The 14,798-nt window shown below is 51.9% G+C and carries 12 protein-coding genes; 6 read left to right on the top strand and 6 right to left on the bottom strand.

The features are described from left to right. The first annotated feature begins 495 nt into the window (after nucleotides 1-495). The 3 genes from glnA to glnG all read left to right on the top strand — a co-directional run bounded on the left by glnA (nucleotide 496) and on the right by glnG (nucleotide 4,633). Complete coding sequence (glnA, locus tag RTM06_RS17705; RefSeq protein WP_256697869.1) at nucleotides 496-1,905, top strand: glutamate--ammonia ligase; 1,410 nt, start codon at nucleotides 496-498, stop codon at nucleotides 1,903-1,905. A gap of 261 nt (nucleotides 1,906-2,166) precedes the next feature. Further along, complete coding sequence (gene glnL / locus RTM06_RS17710; protein WP_312183935.1) at nucleotides 2,167-3,216, top strand: nitrogen regulation protein NR(II); 1,050 nt, start codon at nucleotides 2,167-2,169, stop codon at nucleotides 3,214-3,216. A gap of 7 nt (nucleotides 3,217-3,223) precedes the next feature. Continuing rightward, nucleotides 3,224-4,633, top strand: a complete 1,410-nt coding sequence (glnG, locus tag RTM06_RS17715) for a nitrogen regulation protein NR(I) (protein WP_256697870.1) — start codon at nucleotides 3,224-3,226, stop codon at nucleotides 4,631-4,633. A 49-nt stretch (nucleotides 4,634-4,682) separates the two neighbouring features. Here the strand turns inward: glnG and hemN are convergent, their stop codons facing one another. Beyond that, nucleotides 4,683-6,056, bottom strand: coding sequence for an oxygen-independent coproporphyrinogen III oxidase (gene hemN / locus RTM06_RS17720; protein ID WP_312183937.1), 1,374 nt, complete (start codon nucleotides 6,054-6,056; stop codon nucleotides 4,683-4,685). Nucleotides 6,057-6,292: 236 nt separating this feature from the next. Next, nucleotides 6,293-6,814: a Der GTPase-activating protein YihI gene (yihI, locus tag RTM06_RS17725; protein WP_312183939.1), complete on the bottom strand. Its 522-nt coding sequence runs from the start codon at nucleotides 6,812-6,814 to the stop codon at nucleotides 6,293-6,295. A gap of 555 nt (nucleotides 6,815-7,369) precedes the next feature. Between yihI and yihA the strand changes: the two genes are divergently transcribed. Further along, complete coding sequence (yihA, locus tag RTM06_RS17730) at nucleotides 7,370-8,011, top strand: ribosome biogenesis GTP-binding protein YihA/YsxC (RefSeq protein ID WP_008109805.1); 642 nt, start codon at nucleotides 7,370-7,372, stop codon at nucleotides 8,009-8,011. Nucleotides 8,012-8,406: 395 nt separating this feature from the next. On the opposite strand, the gene polA is transcribed toward yihA, so the two are convergent. The 4 genes from polA to RTM06_RS17750 form a co-directional block, all read right to left on the bottom strand. Next, complete coding sequence (gene polA / locus RTM06_RS17735; RefSeq protein ID WP_312183941.1) at nucleotides 8,407-11,199, bottom strand: DNA polymerase I; 2,793 nt, start codon at nucleotides 11,197-11,199, stop codon at nucleotides 8,407-8,409. A gap of 367 nt (nucleotides 11,200-11,566) precedes the next feature. After that, the gene (gene dsbA / locus RTM06_RS17740) at nucleotides 11,567-12,196 is read right to left on the bottom strand and encodes a thiol:disulfide interchange protein DsbA (RefSeq protein ID WP_256697874.1); all 630 of its coding nucleotides are present in this window, start codon (nucleotides 12,194-12,196) and stop codon (nucleotides 11,567-11,569) included. A gap of 26 nt (nucleotides 12,197-12,222) precedes the next feature. Continuing rightward, a complete protein-coding gene (locus RTM06_RS17745) occupies nucleotides 12,223-13,209 on the bottom strand; it encodes a serine/threonine protein kinase (protein WP_265303125.1) in 987 nt (328 codons plus the stop codon). 46 nt (nucleotides 13,210-13,255) lie between these two features. Then, complete coding sequence (locus tag RTM06_RS17750; RefSeq protein ID WP_312183948.1) at nucleotides 13,256-13,531, bottom strand: YihD family protein; 276 nt, start codon at nucleotides 13,529-13,531, stop codon at nucleotides 13,256-13,258. A gap of 71 nt (nucleotides 13,532-13,602) precedes the next feature. Between RTM06_RS17750 and mobA the strand changes: the two genes are divergently transcribed. After that, nucleotides 13,603-14,178, top strand: coding sequence for a molybdenum cofactor guanylyltransferase MobA (gene mobA / locus RTM06_RS17755; protein ID WP_312183943.1), 576 nt, complete (start codon nucleotides 13,603-13,605; stop codon nucleotides 14,176-14,178). Further along, nucleotides 14,175-14,678, top strand: a complete 504-nt coding sequence (gene mobB, locus RTM06_RS17760; protein WP_312183944.1) for a molybdopterin-guanine dinucleotide biosynthesis protein MobB — start codon at nucleotides 14,175-14,177, stop codon at nucleotides 14,676-14,678. The genes mobA and mobB overlap by 4 nt, the downstream gene beginning before the upstream one ends. Nucleotides 14,679-14,798: the final 120 nt, after the last annotated feature.

Below are 14,798 nucleotides of genomic sequence, written 5' to 3' on the forward strand. Positions count from 1 at the left end.
GTCTTACCATGGTCAACGTGCGCAATGATGGCGATGTTACGCAAATTTTCGATCACAGCTTTGCCTCAGGCATTATAGAAATAACGCGGTATTGTACACGGATTAAGCGGAAGACTGAACATGATCACAGATTTCGCCGAAAGTTTCTCGTAGCGCTGGTTTTTAGCACCGTTTACGGTGCATTAATCTGCACTGCGATGGCAATTTGCACCAAATTAGTGCTTAACTTGACCTGCGGCGCACCATTACGATGCATGCAATCCATCCTGGTGCAGCCTTCGACTCACGAAAGGGCGCATTGTAGCGCCATTTTCGCCATTGTCATAAAGTTGGCACAGAATTCGCTTTATATATTTTAAGCGAAAACGACAGTTATAAAACGGTTGATAGAGCTTGCCGAGATCTTTGGTTAGGAATGGTCAGCAGTCATGACACATTCCCGGCAACGAAGTTCTCTCACCATGACGATAATGACCATTTCCAGGAGAGTTGAGTATGTCCGCTGAACACGTTCTCTCGATGATGAACGAGCATGAAGTTAAGTTTGTTGACCTGCGTTTTACCGATACCAAAGGTAAAGAACAGCACGTTACTATCCCTGCTCACCAGGTTAACGCTGACTTCTTTGAAGAAGGCAAAATGTTCGATGGCTCCTCCATCGGTGGCTGGAAAGGCATTAACGAATCAGACATGGTGCTGATGCCGGACGCAACCACTGCAGTAATGGATCCGTTCTTCGAAGACTCGACCCTGATCATCCGTTGCGACATCCTTGAGCCAGGCACACTGCAGGGCTATGACCGTGACCCACGCTCCATTGCTAAGCGTGCAGAAGAGTTCCTGCGTTCTTCAGGCATCGCGGATACCGTGCTGTTTGGACCAGAGCCAGAGTTCTTCCTGTTCGATGACATCCGTTTCGGTTCTTCTACTTCAGGTTCACACGTTGCTATCGACGATATCGAAGCAGCATGGAACACCGGTAAAGAGTACGAAGGCGGTAACAAAGGTCACCGTCCAGGTCTGAAAGGCGGTTACTTCCCAGTGCCACCGGTTGACTCAGCACAGGACATCCGTTCTGCCATGTGTCTGACCATGGAGCAGATGGGTCTGGTGGTTGAAGCACATCACCACGAAGTAGCGACTGCTGGTCAGAACGAAGTGGCAACCCGCTTCAACACCATGACCAAAAAAGCTGACGAAATTCAGATCTACAAATACGTGGTGCACAACGTCGCTCACGCGTACGGCAAAACTGCAACCTTCATGCCTAAGCCAATGTTCGGTGATAACGGTTCTGGTATGCACTGCCACATGTCCCTGTCAAAAGGCGGCGTGAACCTGTTCTCTGGCGACAAGTACGGCGGCCTGTCTGAAACGGCTCTGTTCTACATCGGCGGTATCATTAAGCACGCTAAAGCGATTAACGCCCTGGCGAACCCAACCACCAACTCATACAAGCGTCTGGTCCCAGGCTACGAAGCGCCCGTTATGCTGGCTTACTCTGCCCGTAACCGTTCTGCTTCTATCCGTATCCCAGTGGTTGCTAGCCCGAAAGCACGTCGTATCGAAGCACGCTTCCCGGATCCAGCGGCTAACCCATACCTGGCATTCACCGCGCTGCTGATGGCCGGTCTTGATGGCGTTATCAACAAGATCCACCCTGGCGATGCGATGGACAAAAACCTGTATGACCTGCCTCCGGAAGAAGAAGCTGAGATTCCAAAAGTTGCAGGTTCTCTGGAAGAAGCACTGAACGCACTGAACGAAGATCGCGAGTTCCTGACCCGTGGCGGCGTGTTCACTGATGACGCTATCGATGCATACATCGAACTGCGTAAGTCAGACGTTGACCGCGTGCGTATGACTCCGCACCCAGTTGAGTTCGAACTGTACTACAGCGTTTAATCAGCATTAAAGATTCGCGGATTTTGCATCGCCGCAAGGCGGCAATCGAGAGAATCCCGGGGAGCTGAGATAACTCAGTGACTCGGGTGAACGAGTGCAGCCAACGCAGCGGCGGTGTAAAAGACGCCGAAGATTTTATATTGCCGTGGAAACTTTAGCCCATCTCCGGATGGGCTTTTTTCTCCGCGCATTCATGGTTCGAAGCACAGATTTCCGTCCTGAAAGGCTATAATGCACTAAATTAGTGCAGAGGAACGCTGTATGGTAACTGGCACGCTGCCCGACGCGGGGCAGATTCTCAACTCCCTGATCAACAGTATTTTGCTGGTCGATAACGATTTAGTTATCCATTACGCCAATCCGGCGGCTCAGCAATTACTGGCGCAAAGCTCACGTAAATTGTTCGGCACGCCATTACCGGAATTAACCGGCTATTTTTCGCTGAATATTGAGGTGATGAGCGAGAGTCTCGGAGCTGGCCAGGGCTTTACCGATAGCGAAGTCACGTTGGTGGTCGATGGCCGCGCGCACATTATGTCGCTCACGGCACAGCGCTTACCGGATGGCTTTATTCTGCTGGAAATGGCGCCGATGGATAATCAACGTCGTCTTAGCCAGGAACAAATTCAGCATGCTCAGCAGGTCGCGGCCCGCGATTTAGTGCGCGGCCTGGCGCATGAAATCAAAAACCCGCTGGGAGGATTACGTGGTGCCGCGCAGTTGCTGACTCGCGCGTTACCCGATCCTTCCCTGCATGAATATACGCGCATCATCATTGAGCAAGCCGACCGACTGCGTAATCTGGTTGATCGCCTGCTCGGCCCGCAACAGCCGGGCTTGCACGTAACGCAAAGCATTCATCAGGTCGCCGAGCGCGTGGTGAATCTGGTGTCGATGGAGTTGCCGGATAACGTCTCGCTGGTGCGTGATTACGATCCAAGCCTGCCGGAACTGCCGCACGATCCCGACCAGATTGAACAGGTGCTGTTGAATGTGGTGCGTAACGCGCTGCAAGCGTTGGGCGATGAAGGCGGCACCATTGTGATTCGCACGCGTACTGCCTTCCAGCTCACGCTGCACGGCACGCGTTATCGTTTAGTTGCTCGTATTGATATTGAAGATGATGGCCCAGGGATTCCGGCCCAGCTACAAGACACCCTATTCTATCCGATGGTAAGCGGACGTGAAGGCGGCACCGGTTTAGGTCTGTCCATCGCCCGTAGCCTGATCGATCAGCATTCAGGGAAAATAGAATTTAACAGTTGGCCAGGACACACCGAATTCTCGGTTTACCTGCCTATTCGCCAGTGAGGTTTCTATGCAACGAGGGATAGTCTGGATCGTCGATGACGATAGCTCCATCCGCTGGGTGCTTGAAAGGGCACTCACTGGAGCCGGTTTGAGCTGTGCAACCTTTGACAGTGCTAACGAGGTATTGGACGCGCTCGCAAGCAAAACCCCAGACGTATTATTGTCAGACATTCGTATGCCTGGCATGGATGGACTTACGCTGCTGAAACAGATTAAGCAGCGTCATCCGATGCTGCCGGTGATCATTATGACCGCGCACTCCGATCTGGATGCCGCCGTCAGCGCTTATCAGCAAGGTGCGTTTGATTACCTGCCAAAGCCGTTTGATATTGATGAAGCGGTGGCGCTGGTTGAGCGTGCGATTAGCCATTATCAGGAACAGCAGCAGCCGCGTAATCAGCCCGTCAGCGGCCCAACCACCGACATTATCGGCGAAGCGCCGGCCATGCAGGATGTATTCCGCATCATTGGTCGTCTTTCACGCTCCTCAATTAGCGTGCTGATCAACGGTGAATCCGGTACCGGTAAAGAGTTGGTCGCCCATGCGCTGCATCGTCATAGTCCGCGTGCGAAGTCCCCTTTTATCGCGCTGAACATGGCGGCGATACCCAAAGATTTGATTGAATCAGAGCTGTTTGGTCACGAGAAAGGCGCGTTTACCGGTGCTAACCAGATTCGTCAGGGACGTTTTGAGCAGGCCGATGGCGGCACGCTGTTCCTCGATGAAATTGGTGACATGCCGCTTGATGTGCAAACCCGCTTATTGCGCGTTTTGGCCGATGGCCAGTTTTATCGCGTTGGCGGCTATGCGCCGGTGAAAGTGGATGTGCGTATCATCGCGGCAACCCACCAAAATCTTGAGCTGCGCGTGCAGGAAGGCAAATTCCGTGAAGACTTGTTCCATCGTCTTAACGTCATTCGCGTTCATCTGCCGCCGCTGCGTGAACGCCGCGAAGATATTCCGCGCCTGGCGCGTTACTTCCTGCAGGTCGCTGCACGTGAGTTAGGCGTGGAAGCGAAGATTCTGCATCCGGAAACCGAAACCGCGCTGACGCGTCTGCATTGGTCCGGTAACGTGCGCCAGCTGGAAAATACCTGTCGCTGGTTGACGGTGATGGCAGCGGGCCAGGAAGTGTTGATTCAGGATCTGCCGCCTGAACTGTTTGAATCCAGCACGCCAGACAATCCGGTGCAGTCGTTACCGGACAGCTGGGCCACGCTGCTGGCGCAGTGGGCAGATCGCGCCTTGCGTTCCGGTCATCAAAATCTGTTGTCGGAAGCACAGCCGGAGATGGAGCGCACCCTGCTCACCACTGCGCTGCGTCACACGCAAGGGCACAAACAGGAAGCGGCACGCTTGCTCGGCTGGGGACGTAATACCCTGACGCGTAAGTTGAAAGAGCTGGGAATGGAATAACGCGCACGTTGTGCGTTTTGATACAGGGGAGCGAATGAGCTCCCCTTTTTTATATCACTCGCGAGAACTGCTGCATGCGCACCTTTTGGCGCATATACACATCGAAGCACATACAGATGTTTCGAATCAGCAAACGGCCGACGCCAGTAACGTGCAGACTGCGACCGCGCTGTTCCACTAATCCATCCGCCACCAGCGGCGCTAACAGCGCTAAATCCTCGGCAAAATAACGTTCAAACTCTATCGGGTATTGTGCTTCTATCGCGGCAAAATCCAGTGAGAAATTGCAGATTAAGGCTTTAATCACATCGCGGCGCAAACCATCATCGTCACTCAACGTGAGCCCGCGCCACAGCGCATTGCCGCGCTGCTCGACTTCTGCGTAATAGGCTTTCAACTCTTTGTGATTTTGCGCATAGCTGTCGCCCAACATACTGATGGCCGACACGCCCAAACCGAGCAGATCGGTTTCGCCCTGCGTGGTGTAACCCTGAAAATTACGATGCAGTTCGCCGGCGCGTTGTGCCACCGCCAGTTCATCATCCGGACGCGCGAAGTGATCCATGCCGATAAACTGGTAACCTTCGCCGGTTAAGGTGGCGATAGTTTCCTGCAGGATTTGCAGTTTCTGTGCCGCGCCTGGCAGTTCGTCATCTTTAATTTTGCGCTGCGCAGCGAACAACGTCGGCATGTGCGCATAGTTGAAGACGCTGAGGCGATCGGGATTAAGTGCAATAACGCGCTGTAAGGTGAAGGCGAAGCTTTCCGGCGTCTGCAGCGGCAAGCCATAAATCAGATCGAGGCTAACCGAACGGAAGCCCTGCTCACGCGCACGCTGCACCAGCGCGAAGATGGTTTCTTCGTCCTGCACGCGATTCACGCGCTCCTGCACCGCCTTATTAAAGTCCTGCACGCCCATGCTCAGACGATTGAAACCTTCCGCGCGCAGATGATCGATCATCTCCAGTTCGATTTCACGCGGATCAACCTCGATCGACATTTCGACATCATCGGCAATGGTAAAATGATCGCGTAGCAGCGCCACCAACCGGCTCACCTGCTGCTGGTTGAGGAATGTCGGCGTACCGCCGCCCCAATGCAGCTGAGTGACGCTGCGCCCCGCAAACAAGGGCGCACGCTGGCGGATCTCCTGCTCCAGTACATCAAGGTAGCGATCGGCTTTATGCAGCTGGCGCGTCACGATTTTATTGCAGCCACAGAAGTAGCAAAGACGATGGCAAAACGGGATATGCACATACAGCGATAACGGACGATCGGGATAGCGCTGCACGGCGTGCTGAAAATCAGCCTCGCCAAAGTTCTCACTGAACTCAAGCGCGGTAGGATAAGAGGTATAACGCGGGCCAGCGTAATTGTATTTTTCGATGAGGCGCTGATCCCAATCAATCTGCTGCGATGACATGCTCACTCCTTACGGTGACGTCGTCTGAGAGAGGGTCGCGTAGCAGAAGAGTGGACGAAGCGATGGGCTGAACGCCGACGTAAACGCGACTTCAGACGCGACAGGCGGCGTAGTTTAAACAATAACCAGATCAGATAACATGTCAGTAGCAGCGCGAAAATTGATCCAGGCCAAAACATAGGTGAATACCTGTTTAGCACGGCATGCGCGAAAACGCATGCCGATCAAAATTGGCCTTAATTGCCTTTGAGCAGGCGCATCATATCTTCTTCAGCCTGCTCATCTTCCGCTTCGTCATCCAGCGCGATGCCTAACGTTTCCATCAGCTCGTCAATGCGGTCTAAGGTTTGATCCAGCCAGGCCTGATCTTCGCCACTTAAGGTTTCACCGTTTTCCAGGCGATCCAGCAGCGTATCCAGACGTTCGTCATTTTCCAGCTTCGCCAGCTCTTCTTGCGGCGTCAGGCGAACTTTTTCCGCTTTTGGCTTTGACTTCGCTTCAGGCTTTTTCGCCGGCTGGATTTTACCATCAGCGACTAATGCAATCGGCGTTTTGCTGCCCAGGCGTGGATCCTGAGCTTTTTTACCCTGACCTTTGCCAGCGGTTTGCGTTTCCGGATTAGCGCGGCTACCAGATTTGTGGCCGCTATGCTTTTTATCGCGTTTGCGATCGCGCGCTTCCTGATTAAGGTCTTCACGCGATTTGCGTTTGGCTTTCGCAGCAGGTTTGCCACGCGGGGCTGATGCAGGTTGCTTCATGGTGTCCGGTCTCGGCGATGCTTTGTGAGTTCAGTATAGAATTGCGGCGAAATCTAGCAGAAAGTAAGCAAAGAAAAAAGGCGATAGCCTATGCTATCGCCTTTTATCGCACCTTCATACGAAGGAAACACTGAATAAATCCTTTACGGCTCACAACGTCCCGGTTGCTCCATCGCCACATCGCTCCTGCGATTAATCCCTGTCCTTGTTCGATTCCTGCCTGAATCGCTTCCCGCCATGCTCCTGGTCATCCCCGACACTCCTGAGCTCATCATCCTGATGGGTGCTGCCGTGCACTGACAACAAATGTAGACTAATAGGTAAAATCAACAAGTGAGACTTGTCTCTATTTTAGAGTGGCATTTCCTACAAACACTTCAACCCATTGAAATTAAATGCCTAAAATCATTGTTAATATTCCATGAAGCGGTAATCGCTGGCAGTAACAATCATAGATCTCTTACAAAATGACGCGTTTAGACGCTATCGGGCACTTTTGCGCCATTACAGGTATAATCAGCCCAATTGCCCGATTCATTTTGCTGGAGTTTCACTTTGTCTGCTTTGAACTATCACATGACCCATTTCATGCTCAGCGCCCCGGATATTCGCCATTTACCGGCGGATGTGGGCATAGAAGTTGCTTTTGCCGGGCGCTCGAATGCAGGCAAATCCAGCGCGCTGAACACCATCACCAACCAAAAAGGTCTGGCACGTACCAGTAAAACGCCAGGTCGTACCCAGCTGATTAACCTGTTTGAAGTGGTTGAAGGTAAATGTCTGGTCGATTTACCCGGTTATGGCTATGCCCAGGTTCCGGAAGAGATGAAGCGCAAATGGCAAAAGTCTTTGGCGGAATATTTACAGAAACGCCAGGCATTGAAAGGCCTGGTGGTATTGATGGATATACGCCATCCGCTGAAAGACCTTGATCAGAACATGATTGAATGGGCTGTACAGAGCCAGATTCCCGTGCTGGTCTTGCTGACCAAAGCCGACAAGCTGGCATCCGGCGCGCGTAAAGCACAGCTGACGATGGTTCGCGAAGCGTCGCTGGCCTTTAACGGTGATGTGCAGGTTGAAATGTTCTCGTCACTGAAGAAGATGGGCGTTGATATTGTGCGTAAGAAGTTGGACAGCTGGTTTAGCGAACTGGAGCCTGCGCAAGAAGGCGACGGCGAAGAAACAGCAGAGTAATTTTGTTGCGGCTTTTGCGAAAAAGCCCAATAAAAAACGCCCCAGTCATAAATGACTGGGGCGGCTAAATATTCAGCCAAATCCGATTACGTGAAGTAAAAGGTCTGAAAGATAGAACATCTTACCTCTGTACCCTACGCGACAAACTCTACCTGATTTTCCGCGCCCTACAAAGGGTTTTTTGTTGTTAAGTTTCAGGATTCGACATCTTTTTTACTAAGTTCATCACACTTTCACATGTGCGATGTAGTTTAATTACTAAAAAAATGCTTAGCCGATAAGCAGTTACAAAACGCGCATTTAATAGGCTGCTTTGTGAGGTTGCTGAACCGATTAAGTAAACATTTTTCTTATGATGATGTCAGCGGCACGCAAATACCGCTGAATGCGCATAATCAGTGCGCCTCATCCCAGTTATCGCCGGTCCCGACTTCAACCTGCAGCGGCACATCCAGCTTCATGCTGTTCTCCATCAGGTCACGGATGGTCTTAATCGAGCTCTCTACCGCGTCGCTGCGAATCTCAAACACCAGTTCATCGTGTACCTGCATAATCATGCGCACGGCATCGTCTTTTTGCTCTAACAGCCAGCCATCCACCGCAATCATCGCGCGTTTGATGATGTCTGCCGCCGTACCTTGCATTGGGGCGTTGATCGCCGCACGCTCCGCTGCTTTACGACGAATGGCATTGCTGGAGGTAATATCAGGCAGCCACAAGCGACGACCATCAAGCGTTTCAACATAGCCTTTCTCTGCCGCCTTCGCGCGCGTCTCTTCCATATAACGCAACACGCCCGGATAGCGTTCAAAGTAGAGATCCATGTATTTCTTCGCCTCACCCGCGCCGATATTCAGCTGGCGAGAGAGACCAAACGCGCTCATTCCGTAGATCAGGCCAAAGTTGATCGCTTTAGCACTGCGACGCTGCTCGCCCGATACTTTGCCAAGCGCCACACCAAACACTTCTGACGCGGTGGCGCGGTGGATATCTTCGCCCTGAGCAAACGCATCCAGCAGACCTTTATCTTGCGACAGATGCGCCATGATGCGCAGTTCAATCTGCGAGTAGTCCGCAGCAACAATACGATTGCCCGGCCCGGCGATAAACGCCTGACGAATACGTCGCCCTTCTTCGTTGCGCACCGGGATATTCTGCAGATTAGGATCGGTAGACGAGAGTCGTCCTGTCGCGGTGACCGCCTGATGATAGGAAGTATGCACGCGGCCGGTAACCGGATTGATCATCAGTGGCAGCTTATCGGTGTACGTCGATTTCAACTTCGATAAACCACGATGTTCAAGAATCACTTTCGGCAATGGATAATCGAGCGCCAGCTCAGCCAATACTTCTTCGCTGGTCGACGGTGCGCCGCCCGGCGTTTTCTTGGTTGGCTTGATTCCCTGCTTTTCAAACAGAATGGTTTGCAGCTGTTTAGGTGAAGAGAGATTGAACGGTTCGCCCGCCAGCTCGTGTGCTTTCAGCTCCAGCTCGGCCACACGCGAGGTCAGCTCCTGCGAGTGTTTCGCCAGGATATTCTGGTCAATCAGCACGCCGTTGCGCTCAATACGCGATATCACCTTCAACAACGGCATTTCAATCTCTTCAAATACCTGTTTCGGCCCCGCTTCCGGCTCCAGCTTCTCCCACATTTTCAGATGCAATTGCAGCGTGACATCGGCATCTTCCGCCGCATAGTGACCGGCTTGCTCGATAGCAATTTGGTTAAAAGTGAGCTGATTTTTGCCTTTGCCCGCGATCTCTTCAAACGTCACCGTTTTATGGTTCAGCCAGCGCGCAGCCAGGCTATCCATATCGTGTTTTCCACCCACGCTGTTCAGGCAATAGGATTCCAGCATGGTGTCGAATTTGATGCCGTTCAGTTCGATGTCGTAATTCTTCAGCACGCCGCGATCGTATTTGAGATTCTGGCCAACCTTCGCCGCTTTGCCATCTTCCAGCAGCGGTTTTAGCTGCTTCAGTACTTCGCTACGATCCAGCTGATCTGGCGCATCCAGATAATCGTGGGCGACCGGCAGATAAGCCGCTTCACCCGGCGCGACGGCAAAACCAATACCGACAATGTTGGCGCTTAAGGTATCCAACGAGTCGGTCTCAAGATCGAAAGCGAAGAGCTCGGCGCTTTTCAGCTTTTTCAGCCATTCAGTAAATGTCGCTTCATCGAGGATAGTGACGTAGCCATCCGCAGAGAGCACGCTGGTCGCTTCGGCAGCGGGCGCAGCAGGTTCGCTGAGGTGCGCTTTCTTAGTCTGCGCGTTGCTCTTTTTACCTTGTTGCAGCCATGAGCCATCCTGCAAATCGGTGATCCAGCGCTTAAATTCATAGCGGCTAAACAAGGTTTGCAGTGCTTCTACATCGGGTTCATTGACGACAAGCTGATCGCACGTCAGATCCAACTCAACGTCGGTTTTGATGGTTGCCAGCTGATAAGACAGGAAAGCGACATCGCGATTTTGCTCCAGCTTCGCCGCCATGGTTTTCGCGCCGCGGAACGAGAGATCGGCCACTTTATCGAGATTGTCATAGATTGACTGCATACCACCCAAGCCTTGCAGCAGCGCCTGTGCGGTTTTCTCACCGACGCCCGGCACGCCCGGAATGTTGTCCGAGCTGTCGCCCATCATGGCAAGGAAATCGATAATCAACGCGGGTGGCACGCCATATTTCTGCTCGACCTCTTCCGGACCGAGCACGGTATTGGTCATGGTGTTAATCAAGGTGATCGCAGGCGTCACCAGCTGCGCCATATCTTTATCGCCGGTGCTGATCAACACCGGGCGGCCGAGTTTTTCCGCCTCTAGCGCCAGCGTACCGATGACATCATCCGCCTCAACGCCAGAGACCGCCAACAGCGGCAGGCCCATCGCTTTCACCATTTCATGCAGCGGCTCAATCTGCGCACGCAGATCGTCTGGCATCGGCGGACGGTGCGATTTGTAGTGCTCAAACAGCTCGTCACGGAAAGTTTTGCCTTTCGCATCGAAGACCACAGCCACATGGCTTGGCTGATACTGCATCAACAGGCTCTTCAGCATATTGAGCACACCATACATGGCGCCAGTTGGCTCGCCTGCACTGTTCGTTAGCGGCGGAAAGGCATGATATGCACGGTACAGATAAGATGAGCCGTCGACCAGAATCAGGGGATTTTCTGCAATTTGCGCCATAGGTTCGTATTTTCTTCGTTGCGATAATGAGGGCTATAAGGATGCCACAACCGGAGGAGAATGTTGAATGCACTCGGGGAAGTCAGGATCTTTTTCGTCGTTACGCGGCACGGATCGCAAGGATCAATCTGTGGATAAGTTTGTGCGTAAAAATCATAACGTATTGTTATTTACGTTAATTGCAATTACTTTAATATTAAAAATTAAATCATATCAGTTAGTTAAATACTTACCGTGACCTCGCACGCCCTAATGAAAAGACGATCGTCCATGTGGATATTAAGCGGGAGGTTAATAAATACATCTTATACGTATGAGAGGAAAGGCAATAAAAAACGCCGGCAGTGCCGGCGTTCTGAAAACTAAATTACTTCTTTTCTACCAGGAATTTCACTACGTTGGCGTAATCAGCAACGAAGTTGTCCATTGAGCTGGTATCCAGGCCACCGTTGTTAACCATATATTTGCCGTTAACAAAGATTGCTGGCACACCTTGCAGATTGACGTCTGCTGCCGCTTTCTGCTGCTGCGCAACCAGCGCTTTTACAGCGAAGCTGTTCCACGCTGCATCGTAATCTTCTGAAGAGATACCCGCCGCTTTAATAAAGGTCTCTTTCAGGCTTGCTGCATCGGTAACGGTTTGGGTTTTCTGAATACCATCGAAGATCGGTGCAGTAACTTTGCTTTCTACGCCCAGCGCCATGGCAACAGCCCATGCCTGAGTGACAACCGGACCGAATTGACCGCCAAGGAAATCAACGTGGTATTTGGTCACTTTCGTATCCGCCGGCAGGTTCTTTTTCACTGCATCGCTCACGTGATAAACGCGTTCGAACTGGTAGCAATGTGGGCAGAAGAAGGAGAAGAACTCCAGAACCTGCGGCTCACCCGCCACTGGCTTTGGCAAGGTAACGAACTGCTTACCCTCGTTGAACTGTGCCGCTGAGGCGCCAAATGCCAGCATTAAACCTACCAGCGCAAACATGATCTTTTTCATCGTGAAACAATCTCCTGAGTACTTCATTAATATTGCGGGCTAAGCTGCAACGGCGGTTCCTGTAGCAGCCTTTCCTGCTCGATAAATAATGCAATCTGCCGGCGCCAAAAATCCTCATCTGTCATCCAGGGAAAGGCGCGCGGAAAAGCGGGATCCTGCCAGCGGCGTACCACCCAGGCCAAATAATAAACCATGCGCATAGCGCGTAAAGGCTCAATCAGTGACAATTCATGTAAATCAAAATCACCGAATTCATTATAGGCTTCCAGCAAAATGTCCCATTGAATCAATTGTTCCTGACGATCGCCATTGACCAGCATCCACAAATCCTGCACTGCTGGTCCGTTACGGGCATCATCAAGATCGACAAACATCGGGCCTTCACGCCACAGAATATTGCCGGGATGGCAATCGCCGTGCAACCTTAACGGCTGCCATTGGCTATGCCAGCGCTGCTGCAGTGTCGCGCTGAGCTTATCAACGGCAGCAAGCAGTAAGTCCTTGAGTGAAGACGGAACTAACGCGCTTTGTTCCAGCTCCTGGCGTGGTTGAAACACATACTCTTCAAGGCCGAAGGTGGGCCGCCGCTGAAACAGGCTTTGCTTTGCGGTTTGGTGGATGCGGCCCAGAAAGCGGCCAACCCATTCCATCTGATCCTCGTTATCGGTTTCATATTGCCGCCCGCCTAAACTGGGGAAGACCGCGTACATGAAGCCGGCATGATGATTCAGCGTGCTGCCCTGCAGAACGAGCGGCGCGGCAACCGGTACTTCATCCTCTAATAAATCCTGAGTGAACTGATGCTCTTCGAGGATTTGTTGCGCGCTCCAGCGCTGCGGACGATAAAACTTAGCCACATAGCGGCGTTTATCATCATCGCTGAACTGATAGACGCGGTTTTCATAGCTATTGAGGGCGGTTAAGCCTGATTCGACACGCAGACCCGCATCCCAAAGTGCATCAAGGATGACATCGGGATTCAGCGTCTGGAAATTAAAGGCGGCTTCGCTCATCATTTGGCCTGTGTGTTACCTTTGCGATTAATGCGCAAGGATAACATTACTCATCATCCTTAATCACACCGCGTGCACGTAATAGCGCGGTTTTGAAGTCCACTTCATAATCCTTTTTCAGGCCGGGAATGACACTCTGGCTATCTGTGTCACGCATTTTGAGATGGTAAATCAATACATCATCGGTTAATTCACTTAATGGGCCACTGAAACCAGATTCCTGCGCCAGTTTTTGCAAAAATGGCAGCAAATTGAGATCGGGATCCTTTTGCCATGCCGGTTGCAGGAGCTCGAGCAGTTCATTGAGTCGGTGATATTTCATCATTGATTCCTTATGCAGATGGTACGCTGCCGCTCAGTAAGTATCGTCCAGAATGAAGCAAGGAGACGAAGATGACAGCTTTTACCGGCGTGATTCTCGCGGGTGGCCAAGGCAGCCGTATGGGAGGCCAGGATAAAGGGTTATTGATGTTACAGGGCGAACCTCTTTATCAGCACGTTTTGCGGCGGTTCCGGCCGCAGGTCAATATTGTGTTGATAAGCGCTAACCGTAACATTGATCGCTATCAGGCAAGTGGTTATCAGGTTGTTACCGATTCATTGCCCGATTATCCCGGACCGCTGGCTGGCATGCTCAGTGGTTTACGCAGCAGTGAAACCGAATGGGTCGCTTTCTGCGCTTGCGATACGCCATGGATCCCCAATGATTTCGTCGCGCGTTTATGGCAGCAGCGTAATGATGCGCCCGCCGTGTGGGTGAAGTCTTCCCTGCGTGATCATCCATCCTTAGTGCTGGTCAATCGTGCGCTCGCTGATGATCTTGAAGCCTGGCTACTGCGCGGCGAGAGACGCCTGATGCAGTTTTTACATGAGCATGGCGGGCATGCCGTTGCGTTTTCGGATCCAGAATCTGCGTTTCGCAATATCAACACGCCAGACGACCTCGTGAATGAGGAAAAATGTTTATGAGCCTGCGCTTACTGGCTATTGCCGCGTGGAGCGGGACCGGAAAAACGACCTTGCTCGAGCAGGTTATCCCGCTGCTCAAAGCTCGGGGGATTCGATCAGGCTTAATTAAGCGCACACATCATCAGATGGATATCGATACGCCGGGGAAAGACAGCTATTTACTGCGCAAAGCTGGGGCGGATCAAGTGATCGTCGCCAGTAATCAGCGCTGGGCGTTGATGGCTGAAACACCCGATAGACTGCTAAGCCTGATGCAATTAGCATCGCAGATGGATAGCTCGGCATTAGATCTGGTGCTGGTAGAGGGTTTCAAAGATGAGGCGGTCCCCAAAATTGCACTTTGGCGACGAGGCGTTAAAGGTAAGGTTGAGGATTTGCTGGATCCGTATGTAATTGCAGTCGCTACTGATGAAGATTTAGAACTGAATTTGCCGGTATTGGATATTAATCAACCAATGCAGGTTGCTGATTTTATTGCTCAGTGGCTGAAGAAGAGTTGAAATAGTGGTTTTTTACTAATATTCAGACGTAAAAAAGCCCCGAACTTTCGTTCGGGGCTTCTTCACTTATTTGATGCCTGGCAGTTCCCTACTCTCGCATGGGGAGACCCCACACTACCA

Source organism: Pantoea sp. CTOTU46764 (assembly GCF_031974595.1).
Classification (GTDB): Bacteria; Pseudomonadota; Gammaproteobacteria; order Enterobacterales; family Enterobacteriaceae; genus Pantoea; species Pantoea trifolii.

Excerpts from the sequence above, each read along its gene's own strand:
- RTM06_RS17750 (WP_312183948.1), bottom strand. The coding sequence starts at position 13,531 with ATGAAATATCACCGACTCAATGAACTGCTCGAGCTCCTGCAACCGGCA.
- RTM06_RS17745 (WP_265303125.1), bottom strand. The coding sequence starts at position 13,209 with ATGAGCGAAGCCGCCTTTAATTTCCAGACGCTGAATCCCGATGTCATC.
- glnA (WP_256697869.1), top strand. The coding sequence starts at position 496 with ATGTCCGCTGAACACGTTCTCTCGATGATGAACGAGCATGAAGTTAAG.
- dsbA (WP_256697874.1), bottom strand. The coding sequence starts at position 12,196 with ATGAAAAAGATCATGTTTGCGCTGGTAGGTTTAATGCTGGCATTTGGC.
- yihI (WP_312183939.1), bottom strand. The coding sequence starts at position 6,814 with ATGAAGCAACCTGCATCAGCCCCGCGTGGCAAACCTGCTGCGAAAGCC.
- glnG (WP_256697870.1), top strand. The coding sequence starts at position 3,224 with ATGCAACGAGGGATAGTCTGGATCGTCGATGACGATAGCTCCATCCGC.
- mobB (WP_312183944.1), top strand. The coding sequence starts at position 14,175 with ATGAGCCTGCGCTTACTGGCTATTGCCGCGTGGAGCGGGACCGGAAAA.
- hemN (WP_312183937.1), bottom strand. The coding sequence starts at position 6,056 with ATGTCATCGCAGCAGATTGATTGGGATCAGCGCCTCATCGAAAAATAC.
- mobA (WP_312183943.1), top strand. The coding sequence starts at position 13,603 with ATGACAGCTTTTACCGGCGTGATTCTCGCGGGTGGCCAAGGCAGCCGT.
- glnL (WP_312183935.1), top strand. The coding sequence starts at position 2,167 with ATGGTAACTGGCACGCTGCCCGACGCGGGGCAGATTCTCAACTCCCTG.
- polA (WP_312183941.1), bottom strand. The coding sequence starts at position 11,199 with ATGGCGCAAATTGCAGAAAATCCCCTGATTCTGGTCGACGGCTCATCT.